We start from the raw sequence: 23,419 nt of genomic DNA, 5'->3' as shown, positions 1-23,419 counted from the left end.
GAGTAATGATGCCTAAACTCAGTATGCTGAAACTCGGTCGCTTGTTCTGGAAATTCTTTTTCTTCATCTGGCTGGCCCAATTGACGGCCATCGCCGGTATCAGTGTGACCTTCTGGATCAAACGCAGCAACGAAGACATGGCCAGGGCTGCGGTAATGGCTGTGCAGCCCGACAAACCCCAGCATGAAGACAGGCGCGGCCCCGGCTCAGGTTCTGGTTCTGAATTCAAACATGGTCCCGGTCCGGATTTTCGTGATGCAGCCAGGCCCGGTGGTCCGCCTGGTGAGCCTGGGCGGGTGCCTATGGGTATGCGCAAGCCACCGCATGATGGCGGCGATTCGCGAGCCTTCATTCCCATGACGGTTGCCCTGTTTGCCAGCCTGCTGTTTGCGGCTCTGATGGCCTGGTATATGTCCAAGCCTATACGCAGGCTCAGCGAGGCTTTTCATGAACTGACAAATGGCAGGCTACAGACGCGCATAGGGGACAGCATGGGCAAGCGCAAGGATGAACTGACTGATCTGGGCCGCGACTTTGACCGCATGGCCGAGCAGTTGACAGGTTCACTGCAAAACCAGCGCCGTCTCTTACATGATGTATCACATGAACTGCGTTCACCACTGGCACGTTTGCAGGCAGCGATAGGCCTGGCGCGCCAGCAGCCGGACAAGGCAGAAGAATACATGGTGCGCATGGACAGGGAAGCCGTGCGCATGGATAAACTGGTCGGTGAAATCCTGACACTGTCGCGTCTCGAAGCAGGTGCCCATGCAGGGCAAGACCTGATACACATGGATGAATTATTCGCTGACTTGACTGACAATGCCCACTTTGAAGCGAAGACCGCAGGCAAGGCGTTCAAGACTGAATATTCTGTCGATGCCATCAGCAAGGTGTGCGTACTGGGGCGCTATGAATTGCTGCACCGGGCGATGGAAAATGTCTTGCGCAATGCGATACGGCATACCCGTCCCGATACTGCCGTGACCCTTCACGCAGAAGTACTGGGCAGGCAATTACATGTATCCATCCTGGATGAAGGCGAAGGCGTGCCGGAAGCTGAATTGCAGAGCATCTTCCAGCCTTTCTACCGTAGTGTGCTGGCAGAACAAAGCAGTGAAGGCTATGGCCTGGGGCTGGCGATTACCCAGCGCGTGATACAGGCGCATGGCGGCAGCATTACTGCCAGCAACCGCCGTGCCGCCGGGTTGTGCATGTTGATCGTTTTACCAATCGCATTTGCTTAGGGTGATACAGGCAGGAACAGGCTGACGTTCAGGCCGCCGCCTTCACGGTTTTGCAGGCTGATCCTGCCGCCATGTGCTTCTATGATTTCACGCACCAGTGCCAGGCCCAGGCCTGTGCCACTGCGTTTGGTGGAGTAAAAGGGGATCAGGGCATTCGACATCACCGTATCTGTCATGCCGCTACCCCTGTCCATGACTTCTATGCGTATGATGCCTTGCAAGTTGCGTATGTTTAGAAATACTTCATCTTCCCGTGAGCCAGACTCATGGGCATTCTTCAACAGGTTCAGCAGCGCATGTTCCATTTGTGCCCTGTCGAGGTTGACAGGTTCTTCAGGCAAGCTGTCAGTCACGGTGAAGATGACCTGTGACTTCAGGCCTGCGATAAAGTTATCCCAGTGGGTACTCTCCAGCCTCGGTGTCGGCAGCTTGGCGAAGCGTGCATAACCATCGATAAAACTTTCCAGATGGCGGGTGCGTTCTTCTATCGTGAGCAAAATACCGGGCAGGCGCTCGGTTTGGCCACGGCTTACCAGTACCGCAGCAGAATTCGCCAGCGAGGCTATCGGTGCCAGTGAGTTATTGAGTTCATGACTGATCACACGTATGACTTTTTTCCAGGTCTGCACTTCCTGGCGGCGCAATTCCACCGTCAGGTGGCGCAGCAAAAATAATTCATGATGACGGCCATTCAGGCTGAAGTGGCGGCGCGCCAGGTGATATACCTCTTCCTCTTCTTCTGCATCTTTGGCTGCTACTGTGAACAAGCCATCGCCACCGCGCAGTATGGCCTCCCGCAATGAGGCCGAGACTTGTGTCATCACTTCATTAAAACTGAAACCTTCGAGTTTGCGTCCCTGGTTCAGCAATTGCCTGGCCGCGATATTGGCGAAGACAATGGGGCCGTGGTCAGCCACCAGCATCATCGCCACTGGCGTGTTCTGCACCATGGTATCAAGCAGCAATTCACGCTGTACCAGATTCAATCTTTGCTTGCGCAAGACATCGCCCAAGGCATTGTGGGCATCTACCAGTTCACCCAACTCGTCTTGCAAGGGCCAGTGTACACCTATGGAAAAATCATTGTCCTGGTAGCTGATGACGGTACCGGCAAGGGTATGGAATAAACGTATCATGGCTTGCAACTGGCTGCGTACTATGCCCACACCCAAGGGCAAGATAATCAGCAAACTGAGTCCGGCAGCCAGCCAGACCTGTTCTGGCAATAAATGCAGCATCAGCATGCTGACTGCAACTGCCAGCAATAAAATCGCGATGATCAACAGGCTCAGTCGCGTGAGCATGGAAAACAGCGGCTTTTTATTGGTGCCGTTGGCTGATGGCGTTTGCTCTGTCATGCGCTACGACTGATGCCCAGCCTGTCCATACGCCGGTATAAGGCCTGGCGGCTCAAACCCAGTTCGGCAGCGGCTTGCGCCACCACACCATGGGCTTTTTGCAGGGCGCGTTCTATCGCCTCTTTGTCGGGCTCCTGCTCATTGACCCAGCTATTAGCCAAAGGCAGGCCAAGATCAGTGGGCATGATTTCAGTTTTGGCGGCCAGCAGGCAGGCACGCTGCATGACATTTTTAAGTTCCCTGACATTGCCCGGCCAGGCATATTGCATCAGTGCCGATGCCGTGCTGGGATGCAGGGTCTTGCCATTGCTGAGGAAGTATTCTGCCAACGGCAAGATGTCGCCAGTGCGTTCTGCCAGTGTAGGCAAATGCAATTCGATGACGTTCAGGCGATACAGCAAATCCTGGCGGAAGCTGCCTGCCTTGATCATGGCTGGCAAATCAGCGTTGGTGGCGCTCAAGACGCGTACCTTGACCTGTCTTTCCTTGTTTGAGCCCAGTCTTTCAAAGCGCCCGGTTTCCAGCACCCGCAATAATTTCATTTGCCCGGCGAGTGGCAGGTTACCAATTTCATCGAGGAACAGGGTGCCGCCATCGGCTGCTTCAAACTTGCCTTCGCGCGCCTTGCTGGCCCCGGTGTAGGCACCAGCTTCGGCACCAAACAGTTCGGCTTCTATAAGTTCGGCTGGCAAGGCACCACAATTGAGGACGACAAAAGGGCCATCCTTGACGCTGGAATTGGCCTGTATGATTTCAGCGATTCTTTCCTTGCCTGCACCATTTGGCCCGGTGATCAGCACCGGCACATCGGCGCGGGCGACCTGGCAAGCCATGCCCAGTACCCGTTCGGTCGCAGCATCATTCCAGACCAGATTGCAGAGATTGAATTTTTGCTCCAGCTCACGTTTTTGCTTGCGTTCGCGTTGCAGTCTTTGTTGCAGGGCGCGGTTGCTTTGCCCGAGTTCTATCAGATTCCTGACTGTGGTCAATAGTTTCTGGTCATTCCAGGGTTTGCCGAGGTAATCGGCAGCGCCTGACCTGATCAGTTCTACCGCCGCATCCAGATGTGTCCAGGCTGTCAGCAAGATCACGGGCAGGTCAGGGTAGCGCTTGCGTATTTCAGTGAACAGGGCGCGACCTTCATCACCAGAGGTGGTGTCTGCGGTGAAGTTCATGTCCTGTATCACCAGGTCTATCGCCTGATGCTCCAGCATCGCCAGGCCCTGTTCTGGCGAAGTGGCACAGACCGCATCAATATCATGCAGGGAAAACAGCACTTCCAGTGCCACCGCAACGGTGGCATTGTCATCAATAATTAATACGGTAGGCATTGTCAGTGTTTGTGTTTTCAAGGCTTAGGGGTTGTAGTACTTCAGGTACTGCGGGTAGCAGTGGCCGGTGAAATCGACGCAGCACGGGCCGCCGGTCCCACCACCGCGATGATACCAAGTATCCAGAAAATTACACTGCCTCCCAGCAAATAAGCTGCAGGCAATTTGGTCAGCTCCAGCTTGCTGACCAATAACTGGTTGAGACCTATGGCCAGGGCAAGGCCGCAGGCGATACCAAAAGTGGTGATCATGAAGTTCTCAGTGACGAAATAACGCAACACGTCTATCTTGCGCGCACCCAGTGCACGGCGCACACCGATATGCTTGCGCCGTTGCGTCACCCACAGGCTGGAAATGCCGACGATGCCGCTGGCCGTTACCAATAAGAGCAAGACGCAAACGGCGATCAGCATCCAGGCCAGGCCATTGTCAGCGCGGTAGCGTCTGGACCTGTCTTCCTGCAAACTGCGCATATTGATGATGATAGGTGTCGCAGATGCTTTTCTCAATGCCATCTCAACATCCTTCATGACACGTTCACGCTGGCCGGGTTCGGCGCGTACCGAATACTTGGAGTAGGGGTCATTTGACATGCGTATGGGCAAGACCACCGAGATTTCACCTTTTTCGCCAATCTGGGCAGCATGGGTTTGCAAACGCTCAAGCACACCGATGATCCTGCTCTCGTTCGCATCGTCGCCCGTGCCAAAATAAATGGTTTTGCCAACGACACTGGCCTGACCTGGGAAAAGTTTTTCTGCGAGTGCCTTGGTAATGATGACGACATTGGGAAATTCCTTGCTGGTACTGGTGTCAATTTCGCGGAATTCACCCTGATTGAAGTCACGCCCGTCGGCCAGCTTCAGGCCCCAGAGTTTCATCACGGATTCCGATGCGATATACATCGATACGTTGGCACTGGTGGCAGCCTGCTTCCTGTCCAGCGAAACACCAGTGGTACTGCCGGACCAGGATAATGGTGTCTGGCTGACCCTTGTCACGCCCTGTACACCAGAGACCCCTCGTATGGTTGCTTCTTCTTGTTTTTGCGTGGCGATCTGCTCGGCATGATCGGCGACTTTGCGGTTGCTGATATTGATGGAAAACAGGTCATTTTCTTCTGTTAATCCACTGGGGCGTGCTACCACTTCCATGCGCAATTGAACAATATAGACGGCGTTGGTTAAAATTGCCAGGCTGATGGCAACCTGGAGGGCCACCAGGATGGCACCAGTCTTGCTGCGCAGCAGCGCAGATAAAATGGGGCGAATTTCTAGATTAAGTTTCATGATAGCCTCATTGTGATTTGAGTTGTATGGCAGGCGTCACCTGGCATGCACGCCAGGTCGGGAACAATCCCGCCAATATGGCTGCGGTGACTGACATCACAAAGGTAATGCTCAGCATTTGCCAGTCCATGTGTGCTACGACAGTCAACTGTTTCGATTGGTTGGCGATCAGGGCAAGTGCACCAAATGCCAGCAACAGCCCTGCAACACCACCAGCCAGGCCGATGACACTGCTCTCGATGAGAAATTGATTGAAGATCTCTTTACGGGATGCGCCCAGTGCACGCCGTACGCCGACTTCCGATGCCCGCACAGAAAATTTCGCCAGTAACAGACCCACGGTATTCACCAGACACAGCAACAGGAAGCCAAATGCCAGCCAGGCAGACAGTTTGTTATCGTTGCCGACCACTTTGGATTCTTCCAGCCATTCCATGACATTAAACAGTTTGTTTTTTGCCTGGCGCATGTAACGCCCAAGCTTGCGCTGCTCGGATGCATAATTGTCGAGATAGCTTTGCAGTTCAGGGCGTTGGCTTTCTGACTTCAATTCAAACCAGAAGCTCAGCCATGTACATTCAGAATCCAGCCGCCCTTGCCAGCCGGGCGCAGTGTCACCAGTACAGCCCATACCACCAGCATGGGTGATTTCATGCCGGATGGCGCTGGCCAAAGGGATGAAGAAATCTTCCTGCGCACCAAAAGTGGCATTGCGGTAAAAGCGCGGACTTGGTTCCCAGGTGTCGAGTACACCGACTATCTGGAACTGATGACCTATCATGGTCAGGTACTGACCAACAGGATTGGTATTGCCATACAGTTTATCAGCCAGTTTTTTCCCAAGTACAACAACATCTGCTGCTTTTGCGTCGTCGCTTTCAGTCCATCCCTGGCCATGCAAAAATGGCGTGTCAAACATGGCGAAAAAATCCTTGGTCACGGCTGCACCTTCCGGTTCTATCGCGGGCAAGTCTTTGCGTGCAGGTTCTATGGCCATTAATATGCCGTACATGGCCGAACGTCTTTCCCCAATTTTTGCCGGTAGGTGATTCAAGACATCCCGGTAACTCATCTGGGTATCATTCGGTTTATCATTGGGCGTATAGCCTTTCAATGGACCGTTATCCATCCAGGGTGTGAACAGCCGGTTGCTTTTGTGTGGTATCGGGTCACCCGACATCACATGCAAGATCGTCAGGGTGGAAATGCTGGCAGCAACGCCAACTGCCAGCGTCAGTACCATCAGCGCAGTCAGGGCCGGATTGCGGCGCAGGCTGCGGATGCCGAGTAAAAAATAATAACGGAACATCATGCGGCTCCTCAGGCGACTGCCGAACTGTCGACTTCATTGGCCGAGCTGGTATCGGTTTTTCCTTCAGCTTTGGCATCGTAAAGTGACGGCACCTTGCGCACCAGATCACTGACCTGGCCGTCAATGATGTGCACATTGCGTTGGGCCCGTACGGCCAGTTCAGGGTCATGCGTTACCATCAGGATGGTTGTGCCCTTGGCATTGATTTCTTCCAGCAATTCCATGACGCTGCGTGCCATCTGTGTATCGAGGTTACCGGTAGGTTCATCGGCCAGCAGCAATTTTGGTGAACCGGCCAGCGCACGGGCTATCGCCACACGCTGTTGCTGACCACCAGACAGTTCAGCCGGATAATGTTTCATGCGTGATGCCAGGCCAACCTGTGCCAGTGCATCTTCTATGCGTTCCTTGCGTTCAGCCGTATTGAAACCGCGATAGCGCAAAGGTACATCGACATTGTCGAACAGGTTCAGGTCAGGGATCAGGTTGAAACCCTGGAAAATGAAACCCAGTTTTTCATTACGCAGACGGGTGCGGGCATTGTCGTTCATGCCTTTGACATTGATGCCATCGAGCAGATAATCGCCGTCATTGAATTCTTCCAGTAAACCGGCAATATTCAGGAAAGTGGTTTTTCCAGAGCCGGATGGTCCGGTCACCGTGACGAATTCGCCCTCCTTGACATGGATGTCAAAGCCGCGCAGGGCATGGGTTTCGATCAGGTGCGTACGGTAAACTTTGCTGAGGTTTTTCATGCGTAACATGGGATATTCCTTCTTAAATTAATTGTTGATATTAGTTATTGATAGAAACGCTGTTCGCGCTTTCAAATGTATCGGTACCCGATATCACGACTTTGTCGCCGTCTTTCAAACCACTGAGAATTTCTACTGCAGAGATACTGGTTGCACCCATTTTGATCGGGCGGCGCTGGGCAACACCATTTTCGACGACATAGGCAAAGCGCCCGCCGTCTGCCTCGACGAAGGGGCCGCGCGGCAAGATCATGACGTTGGCTTTTTCTTCCATCAGCAATCTGGCCGAAACGCGCTGGCTTTGACGCAGGCCTTCAGGCTGCTTGTCACTGAAACGTACTCTGGCGAGTATCTGGTTCTTTACCACTTCTGGCGAGATGGCGGTCAGGGTGCCCATGACCTTGTTATTGTTGATCATGATTTCTGCTTTCATGCCCAGACCCAGGTCGGTCATATATGACTCAGGGATTTCGACTTCGACTTCAAGTTGCGACAGATCAACCAGTGTCATCAAGGCTGTATTGGCGGCCACCACACTGCGGTTGGAGATGGCCAGGCTGCCGATGATGCCATCGACAGGCGCACGCAGTTTCAATTCATCGACACGGCGTTTGGCAAAGTCCAGGGAGAGGCGCTGGCGTTGCAACTGGCTCATCTTGGTTTTTAATTCCAGCGTCACGTCCTCGTTTTCCAGGTCTGCTGCCTGTGCTGCATGTTTGGAGCGTATTTCGGTAGATCGCATGGCATCCTGGGCTTTCAGGAAATCATTCTTGGCAACCACACCGACAACTCCTGCTGCTTCTATGCGCTGGAAGGCGCGCTGGGCTGCTACGCGGTCTATCTCGGCCTGGTCGGCATCACGTCTGGCGATCAGTTTTTGTTTCTTGGCGAGGATTTGCTGCCGCGCGACTTCTGCTTCCAGTTGTTCGGTATTCGATTGTTCGCGTTTGAGCTGGTCGTTGAGGTCAGGGGATTCTATCTCGGCCACGATATCGCCTTTCTTGACGGTGTCGCCCGCATTGGCTTTCAGCGTCACAGTGCCACCGGCGCTGGAGTACAAGGTCGGGCTGATGGCGGCAACGATACGGCCATTGACTGAAGCATCCCGAACCAGGGTGCCATGGCTGACTGTAGCAATGCGCAAGCGTGATGCATTCACAGACTGGCTGCTGCCACGCCATGCCGACATCAGTAATACCAGGCCAGTGACGCCCACCAGTGTGGCGATGCCAGCAATGATGACGCGCTTGCGTTTTTGTCCTTGATTGACGGCCAACACCGTATCCTGGCCTGAAGTGTCTCTTATCATGATGTTTCCATTAAACAGTTTGCATACTGTTTAGCAGAAACTGTGCCAGTTTTAAGTCATTGATTTATATGGGTATTTTATTGACTCCTGATTGTCCGCACTGTCCGCAAGCTTGTCCGTACAGCTAAGCGTACACGATAAAAAAATCCCGCCAGCCTGGACGGGATTCTTGCCGGGTAAGCAGAACAACAGATTTATTGCAAGGCCTGTTGGTGCCGCATGACCTGATGCCTGTGCCAGTAATGGCCAGAGACGTTCTTGAACTCTTCCCGCACTTTCTTGATACCGGCGAGCTTTACCTTGGTCGATTTGGCACCCAGCATGCCTTTTTCCGGATGCTTGATGGTCAGTGTATCCGACAGCATCCCATCTTCATATTCATAGGTATCTACCCTGTCCCAGGCCAGCGGCTCGGTTTCATCCGGCAAGATCCAGCCTGCATAGGTCACTTGTATGGCTTTGCCCTCGCTCAGGGAAAATTCTACCGGTGGAAAGTAGCGTAACACCAGTGCCTGTTCTTCTTCATTGGCGGGTTCGTAGCGATAGGCCAGACTGTGTTCATGCGCCTGTGAAAAATCTTCTTCATAACTGGTCCACAAACGCGCTTCAATTTCATCGGCAATCTGTATATCGGCTGCCCAGGTTTGTGCAGGGACGCTGGTGACGATGGCACCATAATCAGCTTCGGCTATCACATGGCCGACGTTCTTCATGCGCTCTGTCATCTTGGGATGACTGTCGTAGGGGTGCGGCACGCTCGCATGTTTCATGGTGTCGATGAAGGCGGACGAACGCGCATATGGGTGCAGACCGGACGCCACAAATTGTGCTATCCCTACACTGGCACCATGTCTTTCATTTCGTGAAAACAACTGGTTTTCGATTTCATTCCTGTAGTTGGCATAAGCTGCAATCTTGATCAGTGAATAAGTGACTGCTGCAGGTGCAATCACTTTGGCGGCGATGCGGTCTGCCAAAAATTCACGGTCACGGCTATTGCGCGCAGAGGCGATTTCAAAAATCATGCGATACAGGCACATCAGATAAAACACAGTAGGCACATGGGCGCTACGCATCTCAAAACAGTATTGATCATATTGCGCCAGCTTGGGCCCCAGCGCAGCGCTGTTTGCCGTATCACCACCACGGAAGTGCGCCAGCTCATGTGCCAGCACGGCATCCGCTTCTGACTGACTCAGCAGGCGTAGCAGCGGGATGCTGATGAACAGGCTGCGCCCGCGCAAGCTTCTGCCGCTGACATTCAAGGGGGATTCAGTGACAAAGAAATTGGCATCTATACCGGCGACGATATTATCTGGCGCTGCTGTTTTCAAACGTGCCGCCAGTTCACGTACGCGTTGCCACAAACCTGGTGCTGCCTGTTCAGAAATCAGTTCACCCTGGATCTGGTGATTGTTATTAACACGTTTAAAGATGCTGACGATGACATAGAAAACTGCAATCGCGACAAAGATGACGGCCACGCCTATCAGCTTGATGGAATAGCGGTTCATGAAATACGCCGTGACCCAGAACGACAGCCACATCAGCATCGCGCCCTGGGCAATTGTCCCGGCAGTACAACTCAAGGTCAGCACACGCCAGCCTGTGACAAAACTCAGGTATTGTGCTTTTTCGTTGAGAAAGGCGAAAGCACCGAGCAAGAGCACACTGATCAGCAAGACGACGCCACCGACCATGGTCCAGGCCGAGACTTTTTTGGCCATAATGAATTGCCAATTATCTGAATAGCGTGCGCATACACGTTCTCTGTAACTGGCGGCTTCGGCTATATTGCTGTCACAGATTTTAGACGGTGGGGACAGACGGAAAAATTCTTGCTGCTGGAATTTTTCTTCAGCGCTCAGCTTACTGTCTGTATCAATTTGCTGCGATACAAAACTGAGAAATTTTTCATCCTGTTTGTTTTCCACATGCTGGGAAAACCAGTAAGTAAACACTGGTATCAGGAATAGCGATAGCAGCGAATACAGCAATATTTTTGCCAAATCTTTTTTGAGAGACAATCCGTTAGACATAGGCGTAATTTATCCTGTTCATGAACATGCGGAGGGAACGATGCTGATGAACAGGCCATATATTAACCCGGCAAAAAAAGCTCAGCAGACAGGATTCCGGCAGACCTGAAAACATCGTCGTCAGGTCAACAAAAGTATAAAAAGTATAGAGGCATCATTTTGCTAAAACAATGAAACTAAAGTCTGCTTACAAATAATACAATTTGTGCTTTGCTGAAAAGAAATAAAACATCCCTAGCTTGTCCACAGCTTATCTACAACTTATCTACAGCTTCTCCACAAGCAAGACCGGGCTTATCTACAACTTATGCACTGGTTTATGCACAGGCAAGATTTATGCTGCTGCGCGGCGGTTATATAGATAGCCGCCGCTCAGTGCGATTGCGCCCAGCATCAGTTGCCAGGTGATAGACAAATTGTTCGCCACGCCATTGAAACCGAATACATCCATCACCGGGGCTTTATTTGCATTCACTGCAACATAGATGCCAAACAGAAACAACGACAAAAAAGTACGTGGCGTTTTAGATAAGCGTCCCAGCAAACAGGCCACCGCGCTCATGCTGAAAATGCCGCTCACCAAGGCCAGTGCCCGCATTGGCTCATGCATTGATTCATGCATAAGCCAACGCAAACCGATGACACCCATCAGCATCAAGCCCAGCACTGCACTAGCTGCAAACTGCCGCAAATAACGCTGGGCAATACCGCCTGATACGGCGCCCGTCATTTCACCGGTAGCAGCCTGATGGTCACGGCTGCTCAGATCACTGATGAGTATTCCCCAGATGGCGACGGTGATCGTCAATAAACCTGGCAAAACTGCGCTTGGCAAGAACATGGATAACAAGGGGATGATCAATAAGGCCAGGCCAGCAACAGGCGTAGTCGCCACTGTCAGGGCAAGGTCCGCACATATTTGCCCGGCCAGACCTGGCAAGACTCGCGCGAGGCGAAATAACGGTTGGCACAAGCCAGCGAAAGGGCGCAGTATTTGATTTAAATAATTAAGGGGTGAGCGACGCTTGCGGGCCTGGCTGACTTTTACCCGGTCTGGTGAAAACCTGTGGAACAAGGCGATCGCTGGTAGTAGCGGCAGCAAGGCCAGCATCGCTGTGGCGCAACGCAGGGCCATTAATTTGCCCGACCACATGAAGGTGGGTAAAAGTATGGGAATGAGTTTTGCATCAAAACTGGCAGTGCCCAAAGAGATATGCCTGGTACTGACATATAACTTCAGATGTGCCATCGATGTGGCTGCACCTATGAAATCGATATACATGTAAGGATTGATTTCACCGGCAATACCGCTATCTGCTTTGTCCAGCAGGGCGATTTGTGCGACCCAGACAAAAAAGAAAATCACATCGCCGAGCTTGCCCATCAAGGGTGAAAAACTGTCAAACAGGATGGCGCAACTGCAAACAAAAAATATCATCGGCAAGAGCAGGGCCAGATAGGTCTGCAGATAGATCAACAGCTCTATCGGGCCTTCACCCCGTACCAGATGACAGACCAGCATGGCACCCATAAAGGCAGTGCTTAGCACCAGCAGGTAAGCCACACCGCCCAGCCAGCGTCCCAGCAAAAAGATGCCATTGCTGACAGGCGTAGCGGCGATGACGGCACCACAGCCGCTGCGCATGTCTTCTGCAATACGGCCACGCACCAGATAAAAACCGGCCAGGCCAAATAACAGACTGGCCAGTGTTGCACTGCCATAAGCCAGTGTGGAGCTGGTATAGAGTACACGGGTACTTTTTATCACCATCAGGGACGTACCCGATTGCGGATCAGGGATCATGACCCAGGCCAGAGCGATGACTGCCAGTATCGCGACCACGCTGCCCAGACGCCGTAGGCGCAGACGAGCTTCACTCAGAAGCAGAATGTTCAGTGTGTTCAGTGTATTTGGCAGGGATGGGCTCATGCTGCCAGCTCCTGTACTGCATAGCGTTGTGCCATCAGGGCCTCTTCCAGGCTGGGTGTAGCATGGCGTGCGCCTGCACATGGCTGGTGTGGATGAGCAATACGCAAGCTCATTTGATTGCCCTGTTTTTGGCTTTGCAATACATGCACTTTATTGCGCAAGGTCTCATATTCATGACTGGCAATGTCGGCAGTCCAGATTTGTCCATGGGCCTGCGCCAGGATGTCATCTGGCGTTGCATAGGCAATCAATTTCCCCTGGCGCATGATGGCCAGTTGACTGGCGATGCTTTCTACATCAGAGACGATGTGGGTGGACATGATCACCAGTTTCTTGAAACCCAGTTCACTCAATAAATGGCGGAAGCGCAGGCGTTCTTCCGGGTCCAGTCCGGCGGTTGGTTCATCGACGATGAGGATGTCTGGATCATTCAGCAAGGCCTGGGCAATACCCAGACGCCGCCGCATGCCGCCAGAGAAGCTAGAAGCCTGACGTTTGGCCTGTTCATGCAAGTTCACCACTTCCAGCAAATGCCTGATCCTGGCTGGATCGCGCACACCCTTCAGGGCGGCAAAATATTGCATGAACTCCAGCGCTGTCAGGTTAGGGTAAATACCAAAATCCTGCGGCAGGAATCCCAGGCGCTGGCGTATGGCCTGCGGTTTCTTGACAATGTCCTGTCCCTGAAAAAATATGCTGCCGCTGCTGGGACGTGTCAGGGTCGCGATCATTTGCATGAGCGTAGTCTTGCCCGCGCCATTGTGCCCTATCAGGCCGATCACACCGTGACCGAGATTGAGTGACAAGTCATGGACTGCAGTCAGTTTTTTACCAAAGGTTTTTGTGACATTCCGGATTTCCAGCATTGTGTCCCCCGCATGATCATTTTGTTTGAGTAGGGTGACTGTAAAGAAAAGCTGTTTGCTTTGCCCTGGCATTGAGACAGATTGCGCAAATCGCGGTATGAAATGGCTTTTACATGACATTTAAGCCATGTGGACTATATTTTTCGGAAAACGGTTAATGGAGCCATACAAGCCTATACTGGCTTGTCACCAAGGCCTTGGTGTTCCCAGGAGTAAATCATGAGTAAAGTTCAGCAAAGCAATAAAGAAACCAAAAAGCAGGCGGCCAGTACGCCTAAAGAAAAGAAAGCCGCCAAGCAAGCCAAGAAGGAAGCTGGAACGGCAATTCCATGGACACAGCGCACAGGCGCATAGATTTGATCTGCACCAGGTTGTATATTTCAGCCTGGTGAGTATGGATGTATCAAAGATAGACTATGTGCGGAGTTCCTTTTGAGAGAAACTCCGCACATCAACCCCGCCCACCAACAACTCAAACCGGCATAAACCTCGCCAGATACTCAGGCGAATTAATAAACTGCCCGATCAGCGTGACCACATCCGTACCCGACTGCGCCAGCAGCGCATCAAACGTTGTCTGATCCGGCGCATGCCCCAAGAGACCGATGTAATCCAGCGTCAAAGACACTTTGGACTGCGAATTCGCCTTGAACTCCGTCGATTCCGTAAAGCCCGCCAGCATATCGCCCCTGGAGAGGCCATTACCCAGTTGCCCCAGCCAATAGGCCTTGCCTGCGGCATCTGAACTACGGTGCAGCACATTCTGATAGACCCGGTCCACAAAGGCCGTATTGTCCAGCGCCCCATAAGTCTTCTGGAACTCAGCACTCGACACAAACGAAGCGCTGACCTTGGAGAGATTCATGCCATCCTTTTGCGCCTGCATCCAGTAAGCCAGACCTTCACGGTCAGGCAAACGGTCAAAGGCCCCAAAGTACAGACGCGTGATGCCGCCTATGCCGCTCTGGAATTCAGCTGACTCCATGAACGACGCCGCCACCTGGGCACGGCTCATCTTGCCACTGTCGATTTGCTGCTGCCAGTACTGCACACCTGCGGTATCTGCCTCACGGAACAGCACGTCACGATAAAGCTGCATGGCAAACAGGTCAGAGCGGTGCAAGACATCATTGTCCTTGACATCAAGCTTGGTACCGACTCTGGCTTCTATCGCATCCGGGATGCCATCACCATCCTTGTCGCCCGGCAAAGAAGTGCTTGGATTGGTTGGCACCGTGGTTTTAAAGCCCAGGCCACCAGTGAGGCTGATTTTGCCATCAACCTTGCCGTCAGTATCAAAGATGCCACCGTCCGTGATCTTGAAGTCCACTTTCAGCTTGCCGTTCACTGTTGCAATATTGGTGGCGATATTCGTCCAGGTGCCAGCCTTGTCCTGTACCCAGTAGCCATTCACCGGGCCCATCGCATCGGTATAGAGCGACATCGTGGTTTCCTGCCCCGCAGCCAGGCCAGTGAGCTGGGTGGTGATCATGCCATACTGCATGCTCAGTTCTGCTGGTAGTGTGGCTGGCGCTACTGTGGTGTTCACATTGGTTTGCGACAGGAAGTTATTGTTCGCCAGCGTCACATAATGGTTATTCGCCGCCGTATTGTTATGCCACAACAGCGAACTGACATTCTTCTGCGACTGATCCGGTATGCCGTCACCATTCCCATCGCCATTGCCAGCACCCAGTAAATTGGGCACTTCTGCTTCTACCCGCTGCAGGATGCCATCGCCATCCGCATCCGAGCCGCTCGTGCCAGGATTGTCAGTATTAGGGTTGATGCTGAACGCCTGCGAGAAGGTAGGCCCGCTATTGCCCGCCAGATCTACCACCCTGACTTTGAGCGTGTTATTGCCACTCAGCAGTTGGTTTGGCAAACTCCAGCCAGTGCCACCGATGGTTGCCAGTGCATTGATCCAGTTGGCACCATTGTCGAGCGAGACTTGCACGGTTTCGCCCACTGCCAGACCTGCGGTGAGGTTGCCGGAAATGGCCTGGTCACTGATGGTGGTGATGAAGTCAGTACCACTGACACCATCATCATTCGACAGGCGCACTGAACCAATACCCGTCGTCGGCGCCGTATGATCGACCTGATACAACTGCCCGGTAAAGCCACCATTCAGAGCCAGGCTGGACGTATCCACAATGCCAGTACCGGCATTCTTCAGATTCAGGCCCAGTGTCCCATCACCAGTCAATCCCGTGATCCTGACGCTGTAGGTAGAAGGATCAAGCTGGGTCACATTGCTGATGGTTCCTGCCACTGTCCCCGTCGTCGCCAGCGCAAAGGCTGCCGCATTCACGCCCGTCACCGCTTCACTGAACGTGACCTTGTAGTCTATCGTGCCCAGGCTGGTGTTTTCAGGTTGGATGCGGGTAATACCGGTCGCGGTTGGGGCGACATTGTCACCAACGGCGATGATGAAGTTCTTTTCATAGGCAGAACCCATGGCATCCGTGGCTCTCACAAAGATACTGTAATTGCCCGGTGTCATGCCCACAGGGTTCTTCGCCACCAGGGTATTGCCCGAGATGGTGAATTTACTGTTGTCCTTGTCATTCGTCCCATTACCACTCACCAGGGTAAAACTGGCGGTATCACCCGGATTCGGGTCAATCGCTGTCAAAGTACCAACACTGGTATTGTCAGCAGAACCCTGCTGGACAGCAGCATTTGACAGCGTGATATTGGTCGGCGCCGCATTGACACCCGTCGCAATCACGGTGGTGGTGTTATTGAGTACCGCAGAAGCAATACCATCATTGGCACTGATGGTGAAGGTCGTGGTTTCTGTGCCGCCCACAGGGACACGGCCCGCCGCTGGCTGGAATACCAGGCCACGGATAGCTGCCTCAACGGCAGCCGGGGTACCGGCTGCATGGGTATAGGTCAGACCACCATCGGCGGTTGAGAAACCTGTGGTTGCCAGTGAAGCGGCAGTAAAGGCGCCTTTGGCCGCGGTATCGAGGCTGATGATGATGGTTTCGGAAGCACCGACATCAGGATCGGTGATGGTGACACCGGTAAAAGGAGAAACCGTGGTGGTTTCAGTCACGGTCTGGCCAGCGACGACACCGCCGATGACGGGAGCGACATTGTTACCGGTGACGGTAATGAAATTGCCAAACAGATCAGCGATGACGACAGCAGTAGCGGCACCGGTATTCCAGTCTTCCAGCATGCCGATGTTGTAGGTGGTGCCGTCGGTGGAAGAGTTGCCATCCTTGTTGAGCCTCAGTGCCAGTTGCGTCTTGTCGGCGACACTCATGGTCATGGTGAAGCTGGTGTTGGAGGTGATGTCTATATTCGGGGAAGTGGTCAGGGTGTAGTTAATGGCACCCTGGCCCAGGAAACGGATACGGTTGGCGGTAATGTCGTTATTGGCTCCTGCCAAGGACAGGAAGTTATTGCCTGTAACGACCAGCACGCCCGTGCCGACGTTGTATGTCGCCGAGGCAACGGTAGGTGCCACCACATTGGTAACGGTCACGCCATTGCCGGTCAGATCAGCAATGACGACAGCGGCATCAGCCCCGGCATTCCAGTCTTCGTTGGCGATCAGGTTGTACGTGTTGACACTGGTGGAGCTGGTGCCATTCTTGTTCATGATGAGATTGGCACCCAGCCTGTCCGCCGCACTCAAGGTCATTGTGAAGGAAGTGGCGGAGGTGATCTCGACATTGCTGGTGGTGGTGAGGGTATAGCTGGCACCACCTTCGCCTTGCAGGCTGAATTTGTTGGCAACGATGTCGTTGTTCGCCCCTGTCAGGCCGGTCAGGCCGGTACCTGTGACGGTCAGTACACCGGTGCTGGCGTTGTAGACCGAGGAGGTGATGGTCGGCACTGCGACATTGGAGACGGTAATCGGGGCCGTGGTGACGGCAATGTCACCACCGGTAATGACGCTGTCCCAGTCATCGGCTGCGGCCAGGTTGTAGGTGGTGCCACCGGTGGAGGTGGTGCCATTCTTGTTGAACAGGCCTTCAACGGTAGTCTGGTCAGCACCGGCCAGTGTCACAGCAAAGCTGGTGGCGGAGGTGACTTCGACATTGCCGGTGGTCGACAAAGTCCGGACGATACCGCCTTCGCCTTTGATGGTCAGGGCAGTGACAGTGATGTCATTGGTGGCGCCGAGGGTACTGACGAGGCCGGTGCCGGTGACGGTCAGGACGTGGGTGTTGACGTCGTAGGTGGCTGAGGTGATCGTTGGGGCGGCGACGTTCGATACGGTGACGGCATTGCCGGTCAGGTCGGCACCCGATGTGGTGGTAGCGTCCCAGGAAGCAGCAGCGGCCAGGTTGAAGGTGGTGGCATCAACGGCCGTGGTGCCAGTCTTGTTCAACAGGCCATTGACGGCGAGTTTGTCGGCGGCGTTGAGGGTCACGGCAAAGGCGGTACTGCTGCTGGCGGTGACGTTGGGGGTGGTTAATGTGTAAGAACCGCCACCCTGGCCGACGAGTGAGAGTTTGCTGACATCAATGGTGTCGCCACCGACAATATTGACGGCAGTGACACTCAGAATACCTGTGGCTGCATCGTAGGTAGAGCTGATGATGCTCGGTGCAGCGTTGGAAACGGTGATGCCATTGCCAGTCAGGTCCTGGATGTTGCCACCGGTGATGGCGCTGTTCCAGTCATCGGCAGCGGCGATGTTGTAGGTGGTACTACTGACCGAAGAGCTACCATTTTTATTCAACAGCGCGGCAACACCACCGATATCAGCACCGGTCAGGGTGACGGTAAAGCTGGTGGCAGAAGTGACTTCAACGTTACCAGTGGCGGACAGGGTGTAGGTCGCACCGCCTTCACCAGTGATGGTGAGCTTGGACAGGTTGACGTCATTGGTCGCACCGATGGTTTTAACAAGGTTGGTGCCAGTGACGGTCAAGACGTTGGTGGTGCCGTCATAAGTCGCTGAGGTGATTGTTGGTGCTGTGACGTTGGAGACGGTCACGGCATTGCCAGTCAAATCTGCACTGGATGCTGTTGTCAGATCCCAGGAAGCGGCAGCGGCCAGATTGAAGGTGGTGGTATCAACCGCAGATGTACCGTTGTTGTTCAGGATGCCGTTGATGGCGAGTTTGTCGGCGGCGTTCAATGTCACTGAAAAGGCGGTACTGCTACTGGCGGTGACATTGGGGGTGGTTAATGTGTAGGAACCACCCTGGCCAGTGATGGACAGTTTGGAGACATCAATGGTGTCGCCACCGACAATATTGACCACAGAGACCGATAAAACGCCGGTGGCTGCATCGTAAGTGGAGCTCAGTATGCTGGGTGCGGCATTGGAGACGGTAATGCCGTTGCCAGTCAAATCCTGGATGTTGCCACCGGTGATGGCGCTGTTCCAGTCGTCGGCAGCGGCGATGTTGTAGGTGGTACTACTGACCGAAGAGCTACCATTTTTATTCAACAGCGCGGCAACACCACCGATATCAGCACCGGTCAGGGTGACGGTAAAGCTGGTGGCAGAAGTGACTTCAACGTTACCAGTGGCGGACAGGGTGTAGGTCGCACCGCCTTCACCAGTGATGGTGAGCTTGGACAGGTTGACGTCATTGGTCGCACCGATGGTTTTAACAAGGTTGGTGCCAGTGACGGTCAAGACGTTGGTGGTGCCGTCATAAGTCGCTGAGGTGATTGTTGGTGCTGTGACGTTGGAGACGGTCACGGCATTGCCGGTCAGGTCAGCACCCGATGCTGTTGTCAGATCCCAGGAAGCGGCAGCGGCCAGATTGAAGGTGGTGGTATCAACCGCAGATGTACCGTTGTTGTTCAGGATGCCGTTGATGGCGAGTTTGTCGGCGGCGTTCAATGTCACTGAAAAGGCGGTACTGCTACTGGCGGTGACATTGGGGGTGGTTAATGTGTAGGAACCACCCTGGCCAGTGATGGACAGTTTGGAGACATCAATGGTGTCGCCACCGACAATATTGACCACAGAGACCGATAAAACGCCGGTGGCTGCATCGTAAGTGGAGCTCAGTATGCTGGGTGCGGCATTGGAGACGGTAATGCCGTTGCCAGTCAAATCCTGGATGTTGCCACCGGTGATGGCGCTGTTCCAGTCGTCGGCAGCGGCGATATTGTAGGTGGTACTACTAACAGCAGAAGTACCATTTTTATTCAATAAGGCATCGACACCAGCGATATCTGCACCCGCCAGCGTAAAGGTAAAGCTGGTGGCAGAAGTGACTTCAACGTTACCAGTGGCGGACAGGGTGTAGGTCGCACCACCTTCACCAGTGATGGTGAGTTTGGACAGGTTGACGTCATTGGTCGCACCGATGGTCTTGACGAGATTGGTGCCGGTGATGGTGAAGACGTGGGTGTTACCATTGTAAGTCGCGGACGTGATTGTTGGTGCTGTGACGTTCGATACTGTCACGGCATTGCCGGTCAGGTCGGCACCCGATGCTGTGGTCTGATCCCAGGAAGCGGCAGCGGCCAGGTTGAAGGTGGTGGTGTCCACCGCCGTGGTGCCATTGTTGTTCAATATGCCGTTGATAGCGAGTTTGTCGACAGCATTGAGCGTGACAGCAAAGGCGGTCGAACTGCTGGCGGTGACATTGGGGGTGGTTAATGTGTAGGAACCTGCCTGACCAGTGATGGACAGTTTGGAGACATCAATGGTGTCGCCACCGACAATATTGACCACAGAGACCGATAAAACGCCGGTGGCTGCATCGTAAGTGGAGCTCAGTATGCTGGGTGCGGCATTGGAGACGGTAATGCCGTTGCCAGTCAAATCCTGGATGTTGCCACCGGTGATGGCGCTGTTCCAGTCGTCGGCAGCGGCGATATTGTAGGTGGTACTACTAACAGCAGAAGTACCATTTTTATTCAATAAGGCATCGACACCAGCGATATCTGCACCCGCCAGCGTAAAGGTAAAGCTGGTGGCAGAAGTGACTTCAACGTTACCAGTGGCGGACAGGGTGTAGGTCGCACCGCCTTCACCAGTGATGGTGAGTTTGGACAGGTTGACGTCATTGGTCGCACCGATGGTCTTGACGAGATTGGTGCCGGTGATGGTGAAGACGTGGGTGTTACCATTGTAAGTCGCGGACGTGATTGTTGGTGCTGTGACGTTCGATACTGTCACGGCATTGCCGGTCAGGTCAGCACCCGATGCTGTGGTCTGATCCCAGGAAGCGGCAGCGGCCAGGTTGAAGGTGGTGGTATCAACCGCAGATGTACCGTTGTTGTTCAGGATGCCGTTGATGGCGAGTTTGTCGACAGCATTGAGCGTGACAGCAAAGGCGGTCGAACTGCTGGCGGTGACATTGGGGGTGGTTAATGTGTAGGAACCTGCCTGACCAGTGATGGACAGTTTGGAGACATCAATGGTGTCTCCGCCGACGATGTTGACGGCAGACACGCTGAGGATGCCAGTTGCGGCATCGTAGGTGGAACTCAGGATACTTGGTGCAGCATTGGCGACGGTGATGCCATTGCCGGTTAAATCCTGGATATTGCCACCGGTGACGGTACCGTTCCAGTTGTTGGCAGCAGCGATGTTATAGGTGGTAGAGCTGCTGGCAGAGGATGTGCCATTCTTATTGAGCAAGTTATCGACTGCGACAATATCGGCACCAGCCAGGGTAAAGGTGAAGCTGGTGGCGGAGGTGACTTCGACGTTGCCCGTTGTGGACAGGGTGCGGGTTGCACCACCTTCGCCAGTGATGGTCAGCGTCGAGATGTTCACATCGTTTGTTGCACCGATGGTCTTGACGAGGTTGGTACCGGTGATGACGAACTGATGCGAAGTACCATCGTAAGTCGCAGACGTAATCGTTGGTGCAGTGACGTTGGAGACGGTCACACCATTGCTGGTCAGGTCAGCTGAGGCGGCGGCTGTTACATCCCAGTTGGCCGCTGCCGCCAGGTTGAACGTGATGGCACCAGTTGCAGAGGTAGTTCCGTTGTTGTTCAGTACGCCATTGACCGCAATCTTGTCGGCGGCACCCAGCGTGACTGTGAAAGAGGTGGCACTGCTTGTCGTAGGATTAGTAGTTGCCGCAGTAAGTGTGTACGAGCCACCTTGTCCTGTCAGGCTGAGTTTGGTGACGTCTATCGTGCCGCCATTGGTCATGCCGGTACCAGTAACAACTAGAGTACCAGTATTTGCATCATAAGTTGCGCTAGTAATAGCGGTGGGTGTAAAGTTTGTATTCTGCGTGCCACCATTGGTAGATGTCAGTGTCGACACCGCTGTTCCATTACCACCGCTTGTATTTGTGCCGCCAGTTGCGGAGCCGCCTGTACCACCTGCTCCTGTATTGCCAGTGCTCAGAGTAGTATTTGTCGTTGAATCCAGTTGAACGACACCACCCTTGTTCCAGATACCACCGATACCAACACCGCCAGCGCCGCCATTACCTGTATTTGAGAAGTAAGTCGAACCGCCGCCGCCGCCGCCGCCGCCCGCGGCAATATTATTGGTGATGCTGCTATTCGTAATGGTAATATTGCCTGTCGAGGCATTATAGATACCACCTGCGGCGTTGCCGCCCGCTCCACCTGTACCTTTGGCTCCCGTGCCACCACCTCCACCACCAATACTGATACTGCCGTTGTTGGCTGTTGAACCATTTCCTCCAAGAGTGTACCCGGTGCCAGAATAAGTTGAACCCGCACCACCAGTCGCGCTCCCGCCTTTACCTGCTGAACCGGTTGCACCGCCACCACCCTTACCGCCAGTTATACCTGATGCCGCACTTGCTGCCGCATAGAGCCCCCCAGGGGTGCCATCGCCGCCGGCAGCACCATTACCAGCCCCAAAGCCACCGCCACCGCCACCGCCACCGGCGAAATTTCCGCCAGAACTAGAAGCACCACCGCCACCGCCACCGGAGGCTTTATTCTCAGTAATTGTGCTATTGGTGATGATCAGCGTGCCTGCATTTTTAATACCGGCCCCTAAGGCATCGCCACCGGTCCCGGCGGCACCACCTGCTCCCGCAGCACCCCCGGTACCAGACACCTTGCCGTTGGTGATAGTCAGGTTGTCAATGGCAATTTTACTGCCTGGGTTAGTGGTATTAGTGTCGAGGACGCGTGCAAAATTACCGCCACTCAAGGTAAATCCACCGCCAACAATGGTCAGGGTCTGGCCATCTGTGACATTGATGCTGATGGCATCTGCTGCGCTGGCAAAAGTGATATTGCCTGTCAGAGTGATCGTATCGGCGGAACCGTCCGTGCTGGCGGTGAGGATCGCCGCCTTTAACTGTGCTACCGAGTTGACACTGGCGGTATGTAGCAGATAATTGTATCCTGACAAATCTGTCGTCTTGATGGCGGATTGCGCTTCGATATTGCCTGTCTTGATTTCCAGATCCCAGTTGCCCGTGGCTCCACCGGATGTGTCTGAAGATGCCGCCACATCCGCACCAGTGATTTGAGCGAGTTTATTGACAAACGCGGTTCCTTGTTCACCTCGGCCTATGTCGCATCCGTAGAGCAAGAAATCACCATCGTTGGACAGCGCCTGACCTATTGTTTGCAGCTTGGCCTGGTTTTGTTCAAGATTGCCAGCGAACAAGGGGCCATTGCCCAGCAGGACTACGCCTTCATCGCCATGCGAAATAACGCTGATGGATTGCAGGTTGTGCATGCCTTCCAATGCATTAACCATTTGATCCAGACCGTCATGATTGGCGTCAAGTATGACCACTTTCACACCAGGTGCCGCTGCGTCAATGAATTTTTGCAAATCAGGCACACGACTGTCTATGAACAGGACTTCTTGCGGTGCGCTGGCGGCATTGACGGTGGGCGCTGGTGTGACGGGGATGAGAGGGTTGATATGTACAGTATCGCTAACCTGAATAAGCGCATGATCATGTTCGGACTGTGCATCTTGCGGACGATTGACGTTATATGTGTTCATGGTATTCAGGCCTGAATGTAAATTGGGGAGCAATAAATAAAAATCGTAATGATGTTATTAGATACTAAGCAAATCA

At 53.6% G+C, this 23,419-nt stretch carries 12 protein-coding genes; 2 read left to right on the top strand and 10 right to left on the bottom strand.

The features are described from left to right. Positions 1-8 precede the first annotated feature (8 nt). On the top strand, positions 9-1,247 hold the full coding sequence (locus tag UNDKW_RS24540; RefSeq protein WP_232063102.1) for an ATP-binding protein: 1,239 nt from the start codon (positions 9-11) through the stop codon (positions 1,245-1,247). Here UNDKW_RS24540 and UNDKW_RS24535 read toward each other — a convergent pair. From UNDKW_RS24535 to UNDKW_RS24495, 9 genes are all read right to left on the bottom strand, one after another. Continuing rightward, entirely contained in the window at positions 1,244-2,605 is a 1,362-nt protein-coding gene (locus UNDKW_RS24535; protein WP_197893015.1) for a PAS domain-containing sensor histidine kinase, read from the bottom strand. The genes UNDKW_RS24540 and UNDKW_RS24535 overlap by 4 nt on opposite strands. Next, complete coding sequence (locus tag UNDKW_RS24530; protein WP_162060892.1) at positions 2,602-3,936, bottom strand: sigma-54 dependent transcriptional regulator; 1,335 nt, start codon at positions 3,934-3,936, stop codon at positions 2,602-2,604. Before UNDKW_RS24530 ends, UNDKW_RS24535 begins: the two co-directional genes overlap by 4 nt. A 41-nt stretch (positions 3,937-3,977) precedes the next feature. Next, on the bottom strand, positions 3,978-5,225 hold the full coding sequence (locus UNDKW_RS24525; RefSeq protein ID WP_162060891.1) for an ABC transporter permease: 1,248 nt from the start codon (positions 5,223-5,225) through the stop codon (positions 3,978-3,980). 7 nt (positions 5,226-5,232) lie between these two features. Next, entirely contained in the window at positions 5,233-6,537 is a 1,305-nt protein-coding gene (locus UNDKW_RS24520) for an ABC transporter permease (protein ID WP_370529052.1), read from the bottom strand. Positions 6,538-6,545: 8 nt separating this feature from the next. Next, positions 6,546-7,301 carry an ABC transporter ATP-binding protein gene (locus tag UNDKW_RS24515; RefSeq protein WP_162060889.1) on the bottom strand — a complete coding sequence of 252 codons (756 nt, stop codon included), beginning with the start codon at positions 7,299-7,301 and terminating at the stop codon, positions 6,546-6,548. 31 nt (positions 7,302-7,332) lie between these two features. Continuing rightward, positions 7,333-8,601, bottom strand: a complete 1,269-nt coding sequence (locus tag UNDKW_RS24510) for an efflux RND transporter periplasmic adaptor subunit (protein ID WP_162060888.1) — start codon at positions 8,599-8,601, stop codon at positions 7,333-7,335. 194 nt (positions 8,602-8,795) lie between these two features. Continuing rightward, a complete protein-coding gene (locus tag UNDKW_RS24505) occupies positions 8,796-10,640 on the bottom strand; it encodes a M48 family metallopeptidase (protein ID WP_162060887.1) in 1,845 nt (614 codons plus the stop codon). A gap of 334 nt (positions 10,641-10,974) precedes the next feature. Continuing rightward, positions 10,975-12,570 carry a hypothetical protein gene (locus UNDKW_RS24500; protein WP_162060886.1) on the bottom strand — a complete coding sequence of 532 codons (1,596 nt, stop codon included), beginning with the start codon at positions 12,568-12,570 and terminating at the stop codon, positions 10,975-10,977. Further along, positions 12,567-13,436: an ABC transporter ATP-binding protein gene (locus tag UNDKW_RS24495; RefSeq protein ID WP_162060885.1), complete on the bottom strand. Its 870-nt coding sequence runs from the start codon at positions 13,434-13,436 to the stop codon at positions 12,567-12,569. The genes UNDKW_RS24500 and UNDKW_RS24495 overlap by 4 nt, the downstream gene beginning before the upstream one ends. 219 nt (positions 13,437-13,655) lie before the next feature. Between UNDKW_RS24495 and UNDKW_RS30900 the strand changes: the two genes are divergently transcribed. Further along, the gene (locus tag UNDKW_RS30900) at positions 13,656-13,790 is read left to right on the top strand and encodes a hypothetical protein (protein WP_255431525.1); all 135 of its coding nucleotides are present in this window, start codon (positions 13,656-13,658) and stop codon (positions 13,788-13,790) included. Between the two features lie 118 nt (positions 13,791-13,908). Here UNDKW_RS30900 and UNDKW_RS24490 read toward each other — a convergent pair whose 3' ends face one another. Continuing rightward, positions 13,909-23,343, bottom strand: a complete 9,435-nt coding sequence (locus UNDKW_RS24490; protein ID WP_162060884.1) for a DUF4347 domain-containing protein — start codon at positions 23,341-23,343, stop codon at positions 13,909-13,911. Positions 23,344-23,419: the final 76 nt, after the last annotated feature.

This window comes from Undibacterium sp. KW1 (assembly GCF_009937955.1).
Classification (GTDB): Bacteria; Pseudomonadota; Gammaproteobacteria; order Burkholderiales; family Burkholderiaceae_D; genus Undibacterium.
Note: the sequence above shows the minus strand (reverse complement) of the source record. Positions and strands in the feature narration are given on the sequence as shown.